Source organism: Lysobacter sp. ESA13C, from assembly GCF_019970005.1.
Lineage (GTDB): Bacteria > Pseudomonadota > Gammaproteobacteria > Xanthomonadales > Xanthomonadaceae > Lysobacter > Lysobacter antibioticus_B.
Genome location: NZ_JAHXYK010000004.1, coordinates 1 through 16,881, shown reverse-complemented (window position 1 = coordinate 16,881; position 16,881 = coordinate 1). Strand labels below are relative to the sequence as shown.

General features: G+C 67.0%; 10 protein-coding genes. 7 read left to right on the top strand and 3 right to left on the bottom strand.

Annotated elements, in window-relative coordinates:
- Window positions 1-754 precede the first annotated feature (754 nt).
- Window positions 755-4,333 carry a methylmalonyl-CoA mutase family protein gene (locus LC490_RS09055; protein WP_223619984.1) on the bottom strand — a complete coding sequence of 1,193 codons (3,579 nt, stop codon included), beginning with the start codon at window positions 4,331-4,333 and terminating at the stop codon, window positions 755-757.
- A gap of 590 nt (window positions 4,334-4,923) precedes the next feature.
- Here LC490_RS09055 and LC490_RS09050 point away from each other — a divergent pair.
- Window positions 4,924-5,241 carry a YXWGXW repeat-containing protein gene (locus LC490_RS09050; RefSeq protein WP_223619983.1) on the top strand — a complete coding sequence of 106 codons (318 nt, stop codon included), beginning with the start codon at window positions 4,924-4,926 and terminating at the stop codon, window positions 5,239-5,241.
- Between the two features lie 84 nt (window positions 5,242-5,325).
- Here the strand turns inward: LC490_RS09050 and LC490_RS09045 are convergent, their stop codons facing one another.
- Window positions 5,326-7,482 (bottom strand): C1 family peptidase, encoded by a 2,157-nt coding sequence (locus LC490_RS09045; RefSeq protein ID WP_223619982.1) that lies wholly within the window; start codon window positions 7,480-7,482, stop codon window positions 5,326-5,328.
- A gap of 502 nt (window positions 7,483-7,984) precedes the next feature.
- On the opposite strand from LC490_RS09045, the gene LC490_RS09040 reads away from it, so the two are divergent.
- The 3 genes from LC490_RS09040 (at window position 7,985) to LC490_RS09030 (ending at window position 11,152) form a co-directional block, all read left to right on the top strand.
- Entirely contained in the window at window positions 7,985-9,088 is a 1,104-nt protein-coding gene (locus tag LC490_RS09040) for a Glu/Leu/Phe/Val dehydrogenase dimerization domain-containing protein (protein WP_031373366.1), read from the top strand.
- Between the two features lie 155 nt (window positions 9,089-9,243).
- A complete protein-coding gene (locus LC490_RS09035) occupies window positions 9,244-9,993 on the top strand; it encodes a carbonic anhydrase family protein (RefSeq protein WP_223619981.1) in 750 nt (249 codons plus the stop codon).
- A 1-nt stretch (window position 9,994) separates the two neighbouring features.
- A complete protein-coding gene (locus tag LC490_RS09030) occupies window positions 9,995-11,152 on the top strand; it encodes an isovaleryl-CoA dehydrogenase (RefSeq protein WP_031373364.1) in 1,158 nt (385 codons plus the stop codon).
- A 379-nt stretch (window positions 11,153-11,531) separates the two neighbouring features.
- Here LC490_RS09030 and LC490_RS09025 read toward each other — a convergent pair whose 3' ends face one another.
- A complete protein-coding gene (locus LC490_RS09025; RefSeq protein WP_223619980.1) occupies window positions 11,532-14,339 on the bottom strand; it encodes an autotransporter serine protease in 2,808 nt (935 codons plus the stop codon).
- A gap of 465 nt (window positions 14,340-14,804) precedes the next feature.
- On the opposite strand from LC490_RS09025, the gene LC490_RS09020 reads away from it, so the two are divergent.
- The 3 genes from LC490_RS09020 to LC490_RS09010 form a co-directional block, all read left to right on the top strand.
- The gene (locus LC490_RS09020; RefSeq protein ID WP_223619979.1) at window positions 14,805-15,980 is read left to right on the top strand and encodes an acetyl-CoA C-acyltransferase; all 1,176 of its coding nucleotides are present in this window, start codon (window positions 14,805-14,807) and stop codon (window positions 15,978-15,980) included.
- 123 nt (window positions 15,981-16,103) lie between these two features.
- Window positions 16,104-16,481, top strand: coding sequence for a hypothetical protein (locus tag LC490_RS09015; RefSeq protein WP_031373361.1), 378 nt, complete (start codon window positions 16,104-16,106; stop codon window positions 16,479-16,481).
- A gap of 195 nt (window positions 16,482-16,676) precedes the next feature.
- A partial coding sequence (locus LC490_RS09010; RefSeq protein ID WP_223619978.1) for a hypothetical protein occupies window positions 16,677-16,881 on the top strand: 205 nt, incomplete at its 3' end.

Below are 16,881 nucleotides of genomic sequence, written 5' to 3'. Positions count from 1 at the left end.
TGGCAGAACGCCTATCGGCCTAATGAGAAAGCCGGCATGGTTTTAGATGCGTGAACGGGCCTGCCGCACGGTCTGAGCGATAGTTTGCGGGCGGCGCTGCTTTTGGCTTTCGTGCGGGCCGTTGTTTGCCAGCCTGCGTTGTGGGGTTGGCGTGATATGCGTCGCAGATTGGGCTGACGCTGTATTGGGAGCGATGCGCGGCGTTTGGATGGGTGGAGAGTGCGGCGAGCGGGTGTTTTGTTTTTCTGCTGAAGCTAACTATTGCCTGGACGGGTAAAAGCGGCGCTCGCAAAGGAAGAAACTGCGGCGGGTGGCTACGGCAGCGGCTTCGGCGGTGGCAGTTGGAAGTTGTTGCATGCTCTGGTAAAGGCAAATCCTAAAGGCAAATCCCCCCTACCCCCCTTTTTCAAAGGGGGGAAAGCTTGGGGCGACGGCAACTATCGGCAGAACTCGTCCCCTTTAAAAAGACCCGGGCAAACTCGTCCCCTTTAAAAAGACCCGGGCAAACTCGTCCCCTTTTAAAAGAGCCGGGCAAACTCATTCCTTTGAAAAGATCCGGGCAGAACCATCGCCCCCTTTGAAAAAGGGGGCAGGCGCCTGCGTGGCGTGTTTGAGGTGGATGCAGCTGCGCCGGGGGATTTGCTCTGGCTTCTATCGCAGCAGCCACTCCACGCAGCCCCTCGCAATCGAATCGAACAGCCAAAAAAACAGGCCCGCATCGGCGGGCCTGTTCGGGTTCGGCGATGCGCCGCGCTTACATGTTGCGACGGTATTCGCCGCCCACGTCGTACAGGGCGTGGCTGATCTGGCCGAGGCTGTGGGTCTTCACCGCTTCCATCAGGCTGGCGAACACGTTCTTGCGGTCGCGCGCGGCGGCCTGCAGGCTGCGCAGGCCTTCGCTTGCGTAGGCGTTGCGGCCCTGCTGGTACGACAACACGTTGTCGATCTGCTGGCCCTTCTCGCCTTCGGTCGAACGGATCAGTTCGATCTCGGTGACGATGTCGCCGCCGTGGTCCTTCGGCAGGAAGGTGTTGACGCCGACCAGCGGCAGGCTGCCGTCGTGCTTCTTGTGCTCGTAGTACAGGCTCTCTTCCTGGATTTTGCCGCGCTGGTACATGGTGTCCATGGCGCCGAGCACGCCGCCGCGCTCGCTGATCGCTTCGAACTCCTTGTACACGGCCTCTTCGACGATGTCGGTGAGGTAATCGACGGCGAAGCTGCCCTGCCAGGGGTTCTCGTTGAAGTTGAGGCCCAGTTCCTTGTTGATGATCATCTGGATCGCGACCGCACGGCGCACGCTTTCTTCGGTCGGGGTGGTGATGGCTTCGTCGTAGGCGTTGGTGTGCAGGCTGTTGCAGTTGTCGAACAGCGCGTACAGGGCCTGCAAGGTGGTGCGGATGTCGTTGAACTGGATCTCCTGCGCGTGCAGGGAGCGGCCGCTGGTCTGGATGTGGTACTTCATCATCTGGCTGCGCGGGTCGGCGCCGTAGCGCTCGCGCATGGCGCGGGCCCAGATGCGGCGGGCGACGCGGCCGATGACGGTGTATTCCGGGTCCATGCCGTTGCTGAAGAAGAACGACAGGTTGGGCGCGAAGTCGTCGATCTTCATCCCGCGCGCGAGGTAGTACTCGACGATGGTGAAGCCGTTGCTCAGGGTGAAGGCGAGCTGGCTGATCGGGTTCGCGCCGGCTTCGGCGATGTGGTAGCCGCTGATCGACACCGAGTAGAAGTTGCGGACGTTCTTGTCGACGAAGTACTGCTGGATGTCGCCCATCATGCGCAGGGCGAACTCGGTGCTGAAGATGCAGGTGTTCTGGGCCTGGTCTTCCTTGAGGATGTCGGCCTGCACGGTGCCGCGCACGGTGGCGAGGGTGCGGGTCTTGATGGCTTCGTAGGTTTCGGCGTCGACGACCTGGTCGCCGGTGACGCCGAGCAGGCCCAGGCCGAGGCCGTCGTTGGTCTCGGGCAGCAGGCCGCTGTACTGCGGGCGTTTGCGCCCGGCGAACATGGCTTCGATCTTGTCGTGGGCGGCGTCCCAGCGGGCGCCGTCCTCGCGCAGGTACTTCTCGACCTGCTGGTCGATGGCGGTGTTCATGAACATCGCCAGCAGCATCGGCGCGGGGCCGTTGATGGTCATCGACACCGAGGTGGTCGGCGCGCACAGGTCGAAGCCGGAGTACAGCTTCTTCATGTCGTCCAGGGAGGCGATGTTAACGCCGGAGTTGCCGATCTTGCCGAAGATGTCCGGACGCACCGCCGGGTCTTCGCCGTACAGGGTGACGCTGTCGAACGCGGTCGACAGGCGCGCGGCCGGCTGGCCGACGCTGAGGTAATGGAAGCGGCGGTTGGTGCGCTCGGGCGTGCCTTCGCCGGCGAACATGCGGATCGGGTCTTCGCCGGTGCGGCGGTACGGATACACGCCGCCGGTGTAGGGGTAATAGCCCGGCAGGTTTTCCTTCTGCAGGAAGGTCAGCAGCTCGCCCCAGCTCTTGTAGGTCGGCGCGGCGATCTTCGGGATTTTCTGGTGGCTCAGCGAGTCGCGGTAGTTCTCGACCCGAATGACCTTGTCGCGGACTTTGTATTCGTTGACATCGTCGGTGATCGACTTCAGGCGCGCGGGCCAGTCGCGCAGCAGCTTCAATGCCTCGGAGCTGAGGGACTGGACGGCGTCGTTGTAACGCTGGCGCAGGGTGATGAGGGTGCGGTCGACGGCGACACCACGCTTGTCGCGCAGACGCTTCTCGGCGGCACGCGTCTTGCGGTTCAGATCCCGCATCGCTTCCAGACTGGCGGCATCGGCTTCGTTCACGAGCCGGTCGAGCTCCGCTTCGTCCGCGTCGCTATTGACAGCTTCCAGCAAGGCATCGGTGTGATAGAGGTCTAGCGCGTTGGGCACTTGATCGCCCAGGTCATTCAACGATTGCCAATACGACTGCGCACGATCTGCGATTTCAGCCTGGGTCTCGATCTGGCGGTTGATGCCGCGGCCCTGTTCGGCGATCTCGGCGAGATAACGCACGCGGCTGCCGGGGATCAGCACGGTGGCGCGCGGTTCCTTGAGCGAGGTGTCGACGTCCGGCGTCCACTTCTCGGCCGGCAGCGACAGCTTCTCGCGCAGCAGGCGGCACAGGTTGACGAACATCCAGCTGATGCCGGGGTCGTTGAACTGGCTGGCGATGGTCGGGTAGACCGGGACGTCCTCGTCCTTGGTCTGGAAGGCGACGCGGTTGCGCTTCCACTGCTTGCGCACGTCGCGCAGCGCGTCTTCGGCGCCGCGCTTGTCGAACTTGTTCAGCACGACCAGTTCGGCGAAGTCGAGCATGTCGATCTTCTCGAGCTGGCTGGGCGCGCCGAAGTCGCTGGTCATGACGTACATCGGGAAGTCGACCAGGTCGACGATCTCCGAGTCGGACTGGCCGATGCCGGCGGTCTCGACGATGACCAGGTCGTAGCCCAGGCCGCGCAGGAAGCCGATGCAGTCCTTGAGCACGGTGTTGGTGGCCGAGTGCTGGCGGCGGGTGGCCATCGAGCGCATGTACACGCGCGGGCTGCGCAGCGAGTTCATGCGGATGCGGTCGCCAAGCAGCGCGCCGCCGGTGCGGCGACGGGTCGGGTCGACCGAGATCACCGCCATGCGCATGTCGGGGAAATTGGCCAGGAAGCGGTTGAGCAGTTCGTCGGTCACCGAGGACTTGCCGGCGCCGCCGGTGCCGGTGATGCCGACCACCGGGGTCTTGCCGCCGGCGAGCTGCCACTGCTTGCGCAGGTGGGCGAGCTGGGTTTCGTCGAGCAGGCCCTCTTCGATCGCCGAGAGCATCTTGCCGATGGTGATCTCGTCGTCGATGGCGGCCGGCTTGTCCGGCGTGGTGTCGGCGATGCGGCCCTCGCTGGCGCGGCGGATGACGTCTTCGATCATCGCCACCAGCCCCATGTGCATGCCGTCGTTGGGGTGGTAGATGCGCTCGACGCCGTAGGCCTGCAGTTCGCGGATTTCTTCCGGGGTGATGGTGCCGCCACCGCCGCCGAACACGCGGATGTGACCGGCACCACGCTCCTTGAGCATATCGACCATGTACTTGAAGTATTCGACGTGGCCGCCCTGATAGCTGGACAGGGCGATGCCGTCGGCATCTTCCTGCAGCGCGGCGCGGACCACGTCCTCGACCGAGCGGTTGTGGCCGAGGTGGACGACTTCGGCGCCCTGCCCCTGGATCAGGCGACGCATGATGTTGATCGCGGCGTCGTGGCCGTCGAACAGGCTGGCAGCGGTGACGAAACGCAGCGGCGTGGCGTCGGGCTGTGCGGCAGGAATGTTGGCGGCGGTCGTGCTCATGGGCATCTCGGTACGCAGTACGGGCTGTGCGTATTGTAGCTCCGGGCGGCAGTTTCGGTCTGGCGGCCGGCCGTGCGGGGGCGAACGGTGGCCTCGCGAGCGGGTTTGGACAAGGGGCTTGGGGGTAGGAGCGGCGCGAGCCGCGACCGCGGGGTTGCCCGATAGCGGCGCGAAGATGAAGGCTGGCACAGTCGTTGCGGGCGACGCGAAAGGCCATCTGATTGCAGGCGGTGACAGCGCGAGCGTGTTCGTGCGCGGTCGCGGCTTGTGACCGAAGGAAATCCAGTAGGACGCCGCTCCTACCCCGGTCCGCCGGCTTTTGGAGTAGGAGCGGCGCGAGCCGCGACCGCGGGGTTGCCCGATAGCGGCGCGAAGATGAAGGCTGGCACAGTCGTTGCGGGCGACGCGAAAGGCCATCCGGTTGCAGGCGGTGACGACGCGAGCGTGCAGGTACGCGGTCGCGGCTTGCGCCGCTCCTACCCTTAAGCCGAAGCGTGTCTGAACGTCTTGCGCTGCGAGGTCAACAGGTGTCACGGCAACCGCGTTGTCCTCGGTACCGGCGGGTGGCCGCCGGGTTCGAGGAGAACGGTATGGCTATGCGTCCTTTGATGGTGGCGGCGGTGTTCGGGGTGGCGTCGCTCGCAGGCGTGCATGCGCCGCAAGCGCAGGCGCGTGCGTATGTGGATGTGAACGTACGGGTGGCGCCGCCCCCGCCGCGCTACGAGCGGGTGCGGGTGCGTCCGGGTTATGTGTGGGCGCCGGGGCATTGGCGCTGGGACGGCCGCGGTTATCGCTGGGTCGGCGGTCACTATGTCGTGGCGCGCCGCGGTTACGTGTACGTAGGGCCGCGCTGGCATCCCTATGGGCCGGCCTGGCGTTTCCGCGACGGCTACTGGGCCCATCGCTGACGCCCGCCGGGTGTGACGCGTCGCGATATTGGACGCGTCACACCTTCCGCTGTCGCCGCATTCCTTCGCAGCGCCTTCGATGTTTCATGACTTGACCGCGCGCGCGATGGCGTTGCGGCGGTCGGCGTTGCCGGCATCGGACCGGTGCAGGTCGAAACTCGCGGTGGTGGTGGCATGGCCGAGGGCGCGCGCGAGCGTCGCGGCCAGGGTCGCGCGGTCGTCTTCGAAGCCGCCGTGCGAGGTCGCTGTCGATGCATCGGGCGAGCCCGGCGGCAGGCCCGCGGTCGGCGACTGGATCCAGTCGATGCGGCCGCTGTCGATCAGTTCGCGCAGTTCGGCATTGCCCTGCTCGCCGCCTTTTTCCAGGAACCGCGCCATGCCGAGCAAGGGCGTGCCGTGGCGGTAGGCGCGGTTGATCCAACTGCGCGCCTGGGTTTCCAGCGCATGCGCGACCAGATACAGCAAGGACTTGTGATAGATGTCGGCGCAGTCGTCGTCGTTCTCGGCCTTGTCGGTCAGGGTGAACAAGGACAGACGCTTGATCGCGCCGCTGCGCAAGGCCGGGGCATAAGTCTGCAGGAACAGCTCGACCGTGATCGCAGGCGCCCACAAGGCCACGCTTTCGATCTTCAGGCCGAGGCCGCGCATGCCGACCGCGGGGCCGCCCGGCACGATGTCGTCGCAGGTCAGCAACTGCACCAGCGGCGCGAACAAGACCGAGCCGGCGCTGTGCGCGGTCAGGTGCAACTCGACACTGGGATCGTGGTCGATCCATTCGCCGAGCAGGCGCGCGACCAAAGCCGCGCCGCCGGCTTCCTGGGCGCCGCCGTTGGCCAGCGCCACGCGTGCGGTGGTGGCAAGCAAGGCGTTTTCCTTCATCTCGTCCCACAGCAGCTTGCCGCCGGCGACGCGCGCCAGCGGTTCGAGCGTGTCGTCGAGACGGTCGAGCAGCAGGTCCTTGGCCTTGTCGACGATGCCCTCGCTGCGCGGCCGGGCGACGTCGCGCAGGATGTTGCCGAGGGTGCTCCAAACGTCGCTCTTCCAGACGAAGGCGAGCGGATAGACCTGCCGGTCGAGCAAGGTTTCGCGGTAATCGGCGACGCGCTGGATCGCGCTCTGCTCCGGCACCAGACCGCCGTGGGCATACAGCATGACGCGCTTTTTGTTCCAGCCTGCGGTGATCCGCGGTAGGTCGTCGCGGATCAGGTTGCGCACGTTGTCGAGGGTGGTGCCGAAACGGCCGCCGTCGCGCAAGGCGCCGTCGTTGCCGAGGCTGACGATGTGCGGGCGCAGATCGGCCTGCGAATAGCCGGTGGACTGGCGGGCGACGCTGGAATGATTGATCGCGCTCGACTGCGCCCTGTGCAGGCGCACCGGCACCGCCAGCCGCGCGACCCACACGTCGGTGCCGCGCTCCAGCCATTCGTCGTAACCGATATAGCCGTAGCCGCCGCGGCCCCAGTCCTTGCCCCAGGAGTTCTGGATCCAGAAACCGCCTTCGTCGTAACCGACGATGGCGAAGGCGTGATAGCCGGCGAGTTCCTGCTGCGCCCAGACGATGCGGCCGCGCGCCGGGTCGTCCCAACCTTCGTGCACCGCGCTCGATGCGTACAGCACGCCGACTTCGGCGAAGGCCGCGTGCATCGCCACCAGGTCTTTGTGGTTGACCCGGAAATAGGCGCCGAGCGGGCGCTGCGCGGCGTCGCGGGCGCGCGCTTCGGTGTAGGTCTCCATCGCCGTGCCGGACTGGTAGGGCCAGGCCTTTTCCGTGCACACGCCGTGGTGGTGCCAGCCCTTCATGGCGCCACGGCAACTGGAACCGGAATAGCTTTCGCCGCGCCATTCGTCGTAACGGCGCGCCATGTCGTAGAACATGCGGGTGCTGACCGCGGCCAGCTTGGCGCGCGGCGCACGCTTGCGCAGCAGAGCGTGGGCGACGGCGGCCAGGCCGAACGCGGTGCAAGCGCCTTCATCGCCCTGGTCGAGCACCGGCAGACGCAGTTTCAGGTGCTCCGACAGCGGAATGCGCACCGGCACGTCGATCAGGGTCGGCTCGAACATGCGGTCGCGAAAATCGGCGGTGTCCGGACGCGCATCGAGCAAGCGGCGCCGCGCCGCACTGCGCTCGACCCGCCCGGCACCGGCCTTCGGCGTGACTTCGAGCTCGGACTCCTCGAAGGCCTCGTGGCGAAGCGTGGTGCCGGTGCGTGCGCGGCGCGCGGTTTTGCGGGCGATGGTCATGACGGGTCCTGAAAATATCGATTCGCAATGCAGGAAACGGCCTGGCCGCGCCGCGGCGGACAAAGGTCCGCCGCGAACGCGGCGGGCTCGGTGGCGCCCGACGCGGACTGGCGGCGAAACGACAACACCGGCAAAGCGCGCGCCGCGGGCTCGGTCGCGGCCCGGGCCGGCCAACGCGCAGCGATTGTGGCTGCGCGAGTCGGTCGCGCCGATGACAGCCGCGGCCGCGGCGCCATGGCGATCGGCGCCTGTGCGATGCGCTGGCCGAACGCGCCGAAAGCCGCCTTAAACCCGTCTGCGCAGGCCCTCACGCGGCCCGTTCCAGCCACGATTGCCCCGCCCCTGCAATACCTAGCCGTATTGCCCGATTGCTTTAGACTACGGCCCCTACGGCGGGCCCCAGCGGTTGCGGCGTACAGGCGAATCCATTTCCATTCAACGACTTACCACCACCAGGCGTCCTTAGCGCTTCGCGCAATGCCGCGCCGGTCCGGAGCACCCGATGATTTTCGAAACCCTCGACACCTTCGGCCACGAGCAGGTCGTGTTCTGCCATAACAAGGACGCCGGCCTGAAGGCCATCATCGCGATCCACAACACCGTGCTCGGCCCGGCGCTGGGTGGCCTGCGGATGTGGCCGTACAAGACCGAGCAGGACGCGCTCAACGACGTACTGCGTCTGAGCCGCGGCATGACCTACAAGAACGCGGTCGCCGGCCTCAACATCGGCGGCGGCAAGGCCGTGATCATCGGCGACCCGGCCGCCGACAAGTCCGAAGCGCTGTTCCGCGCCTTCGGCAAGTTCGTCGACTCGCTGGGCGGCCGCTACATCACCGCCGAAGACGTCGGCATCGACGTCAACGACATGGAATACGTGTACCGCGAGACCGAGTACGTCACCGGCGTGCACCAGGTCCACGGCGGCTCGGGCGATCCCTCGCCGTTCACCGCCTACGGCACCCTGCAGGGCCTGATGGCGGCGTTGAACAAGCGCTTCGGCGACGAGGAAGTCGGCAAGTACAGCTACGCCGTGCAGGGCCTCGGCCATGTCGGCATGGAGTTCGTGAAGCTGCTCAAAGAGCGCGGCGCGAAGATCTTCGTCACCGACATCAACAAGGGCCTGGTCGACAAGGCCGTGTCCGAGTACGGCGCCGAAGCGGTGGGCCTGGACGAGATCTACGACGTGCCTGCCGACGTGTACTCGCCGTGCGCGCTGGGCGGCACCGTCAATGAGCAGACCTTGCCGCGCCTGAAGGCCAAGATCATCTGCGGCGCGGCCAACAACCAGCTGGCCAACAACGCCATCGGCGACGAAGTGTCCAAGCGCGGCATCCTGTACGCGCCGGATTACGCGGTGAACGCCGGCGGCGTGATGAACGTGGCGCTGGAACTCGACGGCTACAACCGCGAGCGCGCCATGCGCATGATGCGCACGATCTATCACAACCTCGGCCGCATCTTCGAGATCGCCGAACGCGACAGCATCCCGACCTACACCGCCGCCGACCGCCTGGCCGAAGAGCGCATCAGCGCGATCGGCAAGCTCAAGCTGCCGATGGGCCGGTCGACGCCGAGCTTCCGCGGACGTATCCGCAGCGGCCACTGAGCCACACCACGACGGGGCCCATCGGCCCCGTCGTCGTATCTGAGGTAGGGGTTCGCCCCGCTGCTGCGTTTTGCTGAATGCGCGCAAGCGCGTCGCCAGGTCACAGCACTAACGCGGCTTCCACCACAATCCGTGCAATGAACGGGATGCTCGCCATGCGCAAACATTTCATCGCAACCGCCGTGATCATGGCCGTCGCCGTCGCCGCCCAGGCGGGCGAAGCGCCACCACCGGCCCAGGCTCATGGCGAAACCCTGGACTACGAGCGCCAGGAACAATGGCAGGCCGCGCGCGACAAGGCGCAGTCGCCGATCGACATCGTCACCGCTTCGGCGATCCCGGCCGCCGACAACGAGCCGCGGAGCCTGGAATTCACCCATACGCGCAGCGCGATCGACTCGGTCGAGGACAACGGCCACGCAGTTCAGGTGGACACTCACCTGACCGAGGCGACCATCCGCGGCCGTCATTTCACCCTGAGCCAGTTCCACTTCCACGCCCAGAGCGAGCACACCCTCGACGGCAAACACTTCCCGCTCGAAGGCCACTTCGTGTTCAAGGCCCAGGACGGACGCCTGGCCGTGGTCGGCGTGATGTATGCCGAAGGCGCCGCCAATCCGGTCGCCCAGCAGGTGATCGACGACCTCAAACCGGGCAAGCGCGAAGCCGCGCCGGCGCAGCGCGAGATCGATATCGAGGCGCTGTTACCGAAATCGCATGCCTACTATCACTACCTGGGCTCGCTAACGACCCCGCCGTTGTCGGAAAATGTGGAGTGGTACGTGCTGCCCGCGCCGGTGACGATGTCTAAAGCGCAGATCCAGGCGTTCCTGTCCCATTACCGCCGCAACAACCGCAACATCCAACCGCTCAACGGGCGGCCGCTGATTCGTTACGAGGGCTGATATGCGCAGTTTTCCCCTGGGTGAAGAGATCGATGCACTGCGCGATGCCGTGCGCCGTTTCGCCGAAGCCGAGATCGCACCGCGCGCGGAGCAGATCGATCATGACAACGCGTTCCCGCAGGACCTGTGGCCGAAACTAGGCGAGATGGGCCTGCTGGGCATGACCGTGCCGGGCGAATACGGCGGCAGCGAGATGGGCTATCTGGCGCATCTGGTGGCGATGGAGGAAGTCTCCCGCGCCTCCGGTTCGGTCGGCCTGTCCTACGGCGCGCACTCCAACCTGTGCGTGTCGAACCTCTATGCCAACGGCAACGAGGCGCAGCGCGCGAAGTACCTGCCGAAGCTGTGCAGCGGCGAGTGGAAGGGCGCGCTGGCGATGAGCGAGCCGGGCGCGGGTTCCGACGTGGTCGGCTCGATGAGCTGCCGCGCCGAGCGCAAGGGCGACGTGTGGGTCGCCAACGGCAACAAGATGTGGATCACCAACGGCCCCGAGGCCGACGTGCTGGTGGTGTACATGCGCACCGCGGGCAAGGACGCCGGCAGCAAGTGCATGACCGCCTTCATCGTCGAGAAGGGCATGAAGGGTTTCAGCACCGCGCAGAAGCTCGACAAGCTCGGCATGCGCGGCTCCAACACCTGCGAGCTGGTGTTCGAAGACTGCGAGATCCCGGCCGAGAACGTGCTCGGCGAAGTGCACCACGGCGTCAAGGTGCTGATGAGCGGCCTCAACACCGAGCGCCTGGTCCTGACCGGCGGCCCGCTGGGCCTGATGCAGGCCGCGCTCGACATCGCCCTGCCCTACGTGCGCGAGCGCAAGCAGTTCGACGTGGCGATCGGCACCTTCGGCCTGATGCAGGGCAAGATCGCCGACATGTACACCGCGCTGCAGTCGAGCCGCGCCTTCGCTTATCAGGTCGGACGCGACTTCGACGCCGGCTACAAGAGCCGCGTCGATGCGGCCTCGTGCCTGCTGCACGCCTCCGACGCCGCGGTGCAGGTGGCGCTGGAAGCGATCCAGACCCTGGGCGGCAACGGCTACATCAACGAGTACCCGACCGGCCGCATCCTGCGCGACGCCAAGCTGTACGCGATCGGCGCGGGCACCAACGAGATCCGCCGCATGCTGATCGGCCGCGAGCTGTTCGACGGCAAGAGCTGAATCTCGGGGTGTTTGGGTAAAGCAAAACGCCGTTGCGGTTGCGACGGCGTTTTTGTTTGGGGGACGTTGTCTTTTGTATGCCCTTGGCATGGGGCGCGTCGTCGTCGATGACTCGCGAAGAGCAAATCTCCCCCCAACCCCTCTTTTCCAAAGAGGGGAGCTTTTCTGCGGTGGTTTGATGGTTCGTGGCGCTGCGCGGGTGGTCCTGCGCGGCAGCGCAGTTACGCCTCGTCCAGATCACACCGATCAACTCCCTTCTTTGAAAAAGAGGGGCTGGGGGAGATTTGCTTTGCCCGCTCCGCGCAGCGCTACGAATCCATCGCGCCGCACCAGGAGCCCCCCCTCTTCGACAAAGAGGGGTTAGGGACGTGCCCTTCCCTCAGAACGGCACCGACCACGTCGCGAACGCGCGCAAATAGTCCTCGCCCCGCTCCCTGCGTTGATCGAAGTCGAAACGCAGCACGCTGCCGCGGCCGAAGCGGGTGCTCAGGCCCAGGCCGAACACGCCGACGTCGCGGGCCAAAGGCTCGCTGGCGATCGGCGACCACACGTCCAGGGCGGTGAAACGGGCGTCGATGAAATCGCCCGACTGCGCCAAGGTGCGCTGCCATTCGGCGCGGCCGTCCAGGGTCAGCAGGGCCGAACCGATCCGCCATTCGCGCTGCATCCGCGCGCCCACCAGCGCCTGCGTTGCGCTCAAGGTCGAGCCGCCGGCGCTGAGGCCGAAGCCGGCGGCGCCGGGTTCGTCGAAGCCGCTGCGGTCCAGGCGCACCGATTGCACGCCCACATACGGCGTGATCATGCCGTTCGCACTCTCGAAGCGGTGCCCGAGTTGCGCGTCGAGCTGCAAATAGCGATTGGCGTAACTCGTACCGACGCCGAAGTCGGCGGCACCGAGCATGACTTCGCGTTCGAGATGACGATCCATGCGCCCGAGCGCGGCGCGGCCCAGCAGATAATGGCCGCCGCGGCTCCAGGCCGCGTAGAACTGGCCCTCGATCTGGCGGTTGCGCTCGCGGTCGCGACGCAGTTCGTGGCGTGCGTAGCCGTCGGTTTCGCTGAGCGCGGCGCCGTAGCGCAGCTCCCCTTGGCGGCGGTCGTGGCCGACTATCCAGCCGGTCGCGTCGAGGTCGAAGCGGCCGGCGGTCGCGCGCTGGGCGTCGATGCGGTCGGCCCAGGCGCCGTCGCTCGGATGCAGATACTGCGCATCCAGGCGCGATTCCAGCGCGCGGCGGTTGCCTTCGATCGCCATCATCGCGAACGCGGCGTCGGCGCTGTGCAGCTCGCCGGACAGGCTGGCCAGCGAGCGCTTGGCGATCTCCGGCGTGGCCGACTGCTGCAAAGCGCCGGCCGCGGCGCTGAAGGCGCCCTGCGCGCCGGGGCCGCCGCTGACGACCGTGTTGCGGTCGAGTTCGTCGAAGGCGCCGTCGACGCGTTCGGCGGCCGCGGCCGCGGCGCCCTGCACGCCCATCGACTGCGCGGCGGCGGTGATGTTGAGCGAGACGATGTCGAGCCAGGCCTGGGTGCTGCTATAGCCCGGCACCGCGACCAGGAACACGTTGGAGGCGGTCGTCAACGAGGCGAACGCGCCGCTGATGCTGCCGGCGTTGACGAAGACTTCGCGGCTGGAACGGGTATAGCCCGGCAACTGCCCGAGCACGTGGGCGTTGCCGGCCAGGCTCGCGTTGCCGGTCACTTCCAGCTTGGAGCCGATGAAGAACTGCAACTGGCCGGCCGCGGATTGCTGGTAGCTGTCGACGCGCAGGCTGGCGCCTTCCACCCGCACCGCCCCCTGGTTGTCGACGCGGTTGCCGATGCGCGCACCGTTGCCGCCGATCAAGCTGGCGCCCGAGCGCACCGTCGTCGGCGACACCGTCGAGGCGTTGTCGGCGAGCCGCAGCACGCCGCCGGCGACGTCGGTGGTGCCGGTGTAGCTATGCGCGGTGGTGCTGTCCAGGCGCAGCGTGCCGCTGCCTTCCTTGATCAGGCCGCCGGCGCCGCTGAGCGGGTTGGACCAGGTCGAACTGCCGTCGAACGTCACCCGCACGTCGCCCCAATCGAGCCGGCGCGGGCCGCGCACGGAGGCGCCGACATCGAGCAGGCCCTGGCCGAACACCGGGTCGACGCCGGGCGCGCCCAGGTCTTTGGCGTTACCGAGCAGGGTCTGCCGCACCAGGTCGTTGTTGAAGTACGGGAATGCCTGCCAGACCAGCGCCGCGGCGCCGGACACCTGCGGCGCGGCGAACGAGGTGCCCTGGACGACCCAGTAGGTCGGGCTGCCGACCGCATCGTTGACGCCGGTCGCGATGACGTTGCCCGGTGCGACCAGGCAGTAGTTCATGGCGATGCCGCAGGCGTTGGAGTAGCTCGCCAGTTGGGTCGGGGTGTTGCTGTCGAGCGCGGCCGCGGCGATCCAGCCGCGTTCGAGCACGTTCGCGCCGGCGCCCTGGCTCGGCAGCGAGGCGTTGTCGGAAGGCTGCGGCTTGGCCTCGTTGCCGGTCGCGAACACGACCAGGCCGCCGTTGTCGATGAAGGGCTTGTAGGCATTGATGAAACTGACGGTGACGTTGTCGCCGGTCCAGTACAGGCCGCCCCAGGAGTTGTTCATGATGCGCACGCCGGCGTTCATGAGATCGCGCGAGACGATGTCGAGCCCGCCGGCGTCGCGCGCTTCGTTACCCTGGCCGGAGCCGTCGTCGTTCGGGCGCACGTCGGAAAGGATGCGCGCGGAGACGATGCTCGCGCCCGGGGCGATGCCGCCGGGCCAATTGCCCACCGCGGTGCCGGCGGCGATCTGGGCGACATAGGTGCCGTGGCCGAGGACGTCGTCGATGGCGTGGTTGTTGGTGCGCGGATCGGTGTAGATCAGATGCGGGCCGACCCGCCCGGCCAGGGCCGGATGAGTGCGGCGCACGCCGCTGTCGACCACGCCGATGCGCACGCCCTGCCCGCTCAGACCGAGCGCATGCGCGGCACGCGTGTTGGTCAATGCCAGGTGGGCGTCGACCGCCGGCTGGGACGGACTCGGCGGCGGCGGCGTGGTCGGCGGCGGGTTCGCCGGCGGCGGTGTCGGGCGAACCGCGTCGCCGCCGCCTCCGCCGCCACCGCAGGCGCTCAGGATGGCCAGGCTCAGCGCACACAGCGCCAGCCGCGAACTGCATCGCGCTGCCGGTCCGAATCGTTTCATGGCTCAGCTCCCCGTCGGGGACGGCCCGCCGCTCGCACCCCTGCGACACGGCCGCGCGTCGCCTTCGTTTTAATCCAAGCCGCGCGCAACGACAATCGAAACCGCTGGTTTTTCGCGCAGATTTCGCCAAACGATGCGCGCCATGACGCGCACTATCGGGGCCTACGCCGACCCGCGTCGGTACCTGTCCGCGCCTGCGCCGCCTCACCGCTGCGGACGTATTCGCCCAGCCCGCTGCGCCCGATCCGCAGTCGCCCGGCCAGCCCGAGCGGCCGAAACCGCCGGATTCGGACCACTAGCGTTCAGCTGCCTGCCGGCTTCGTCGCGACCAGGAGACGGTCAATTGTTTGTTTTTCGTTATCCGAGACCCCGGTATTTGCCGCGGTGCAGCATGGCGCCGCATAATCCGGCGGTTCCGGCCCAAGCGCCGGTCTCCGTCTACGCCACAGTTTTTGGAGTTCCGCCATGAGCGATGTCGTCATCGTCGGTGCCAAGCGCACCGCCATCGGTTCTTTCCTCGGCCAGTTCACCGGCGTCCCGACCCCGACCCTGGGCAGCGCCGCGATCACCGGTGCGCTCGAGCAGGCCGGCGTCGCCGCCGACCAGGTCGACGAAGTCATCATGGGCTGCGTGCTCCCGGCCGGCCTCGGCCAGGCGCCGGCACGCCAGGCGGCGCTCAACGCCGGCCTGCCGACCTCGGCCGGCTGCACCACGATCAACAAGGTCTGCGGCTCGGGCATGAAGGCGATCATGCTCGCCCACGACCTGATCAAGGCCGGCTCGGCCAAGGTCGTGATCGCCGGCGGCATGGAGTCGATGACCAATGCCCCGCACCTGCTCAACAACTCGCGCACCGGCATCCGCTACGGCAGCACCGAGATGCTCGATCACATGGCCTGGGACGGTCTGACCAACCCGTACGACGGCAAGGCCATGGGCGTGTTCGGCGACGCCGCCTGCGAGAAATACGGCCTGGATCGCGCCGCAATCGACGCGTATTCCGAGGAAAGCGTGAAGCGCGCGCAGGCTGCGCAGAGCGCCGGCCACTTCAAGGACGAGATCGTTTCGGTGACCGTCAAGGGCCGCAAGGGCGATGTCGTCGTCGACAGCGACGAAGAGCCGGCCAAGATCGACGTCAGCAAGATTCCCGGCCTGCGCCCGGCCTTCGGCAAGGACGGCGTGCTGACCGCCGCGTCCTCCTCGAAGATCTCCGACGGCGCCGCCGCCGCGCTGCTGATGTCGGCCGACGACGCCGCCGCGCGCGGCCTCAAGCCGCTGGCCCGGATCGTCGCCCACGCCGGCCATGCCCAGGCGCCGGAGTGGTTCACCACGGCACCGGTGAAAGCGATTTCAAACGTGCTCGAAAAGGCCGGCTGGACGGTCGCCGACGTCGACCTGTTCGAGGTCAACGAGGCCTTTTCCTGCGTCGCGATGGCGCCGATGAAGGACCTTGGCATCCCCCACGACAAGATCAACGTCCATGGCGGCGCGGTCGCCCTGGGACACCCGATCGGCGCCAGCGGCGCCCGCCTGGTGGTCACGCTGATCAACGCCTTGCGCCTGCGTGGCGGCAAGCGCGGCGTCGCTTCGCTGTGCATCGGCGGCGGCGAAGCGACCGCAATTGCGATAGAGTTGCTCTAAATAGTTAAAAACGCGTTGCACAAAAAAAACCGGCAAGCCCGCTTGACACACGTCACCGGCTTGTCATCATGTTATCGGCGCGCAACTGCGCGTTGCCTAACTAATCGACGAGGAATCCGAATCATGAATTTCAACAAGGCGCTGATCGCCCTGGCTCTGGGCCTGGCCCTGGCCGCTTGCTCGAACCAGAAGCAGGCCGAAGAAGCTTCCGCCGACGCCGCTGCCGCTTCGACCGAAGCTCAGGCCGCTGCTGACACCGCCGCCGCTGCTGGCGACGCTGCCACCGCCGACGCCGCTGCTGCCAGCGCTGACGCCGCCGCTTCGGCTGCCGACGCTGCTGCTACCTCGGCCGACGCCGCTGCCAACGCTGCGACCCCGGCCGCTGCTGACGCCGCTGCCGACGCCGCCAAGAGCGCTGCCGACGCTGCCGGCGCCGCTGCTGACGCTGCCAAGGACGCTGCTGCTCCGGCAGAAGCTGCCAAGGAAGAAGCCAAGAAGTAATATCGCGCAAGCGATACTGCTTAGTTCCGGCACGAGTCATCGTGCCGAACGGGAAAGCCGCCGGTTTCCGGCGGCTTTTTCCGTAAGGTCAGTGAACGATCTGAGCCGGCTTGCCGGACCGCTGCGCGCACTGGCGTTGCCTGACATCACCGTTCCACGTTTTTTCTCTCAGACAACTCCTCAGGATAGACACTCATGAAGACCCACCTGTACGTCCTCCTCGCCGCTTCCGTCCTGGCCCTGTCGGCTTGCGCCCCGAAGTCCGAAGAAGCCAAGAACGAAGCCGCCGAAGCCTCGGCCGCCGCCAGCCAGGCCGGCGACGCCGCCGCCCAGGCTGCTGACGCCGCCGGCACCGCCGTCGCCGAAGGCGCCGACGCCGCCGCCGCTGCCACCACCGACG

Bases quoted from the DNA above. Each gene is read 5' to 3' on its own strand.
- LC490_RS09055 (WP_223619984.1), bottom strand. From the start codon at position 4,333: ATGAGCACGACCGCCGCCAACATTCCTGCCGCACAGCCCGACGCCACG.
- LC490_RS09050 (WP_223619983.1), top strand. From the start codon at position 4,924: ATGGCTATGCGTCCTTTGATGGTGGCGGCGGTGTTCGGGGTGGCGTCG.
- LC490_RS09045 (WP_223619982.1), bottom strand. From the start codon at position 7,482: ATGACCATCGCCCGCAAAACCGCGCGCCGCGCACGCACCGGCACCACG.
- LC490_RS09040 (WP_031373366.1), top strand. From the start codon at position 7,985: ATGATTTTCGAAACCCTCGACACCTTCGGCCACGAGCAGGTCGTGTTC.
- LC490_RS09035 (WP_223619981.1), top strand. From the start codon at position 9,244: ATGCGCAAACATTTCATCGCAACCGCCGTGATCATGGCCGTCGCCGTC.
- LC490_RS09030 (WP_031373364.1), top strand. From the start codon at position 9,995: ATGCGCAGTTTTCCCCTGGGTGAAGAGATCGATGCACTGCGCGATGCC.
- LC490_RS09025 (WP_223619980.1), bottom strand. From the start codon at position 14,339: ATGAAACGATTCGGACCGGCAGCGCGATGCAGTTCGCGGCTGGCGCTG.
- LC490_RS09020 (WP_223619979.1), top strand. From the start codon at position 14,805: ATGAGCGATGTCGTCATCGTCGGTGCCAAGCGCACCGCCATCGGTTCT.
- LC490_RS09015 (WP_031373361.1), top strand. From the start codon at position 16,104: ATGAATTTCAACAAGGCGCTGATCGCCCTGGCTCTGGGCCTGGCCCTG.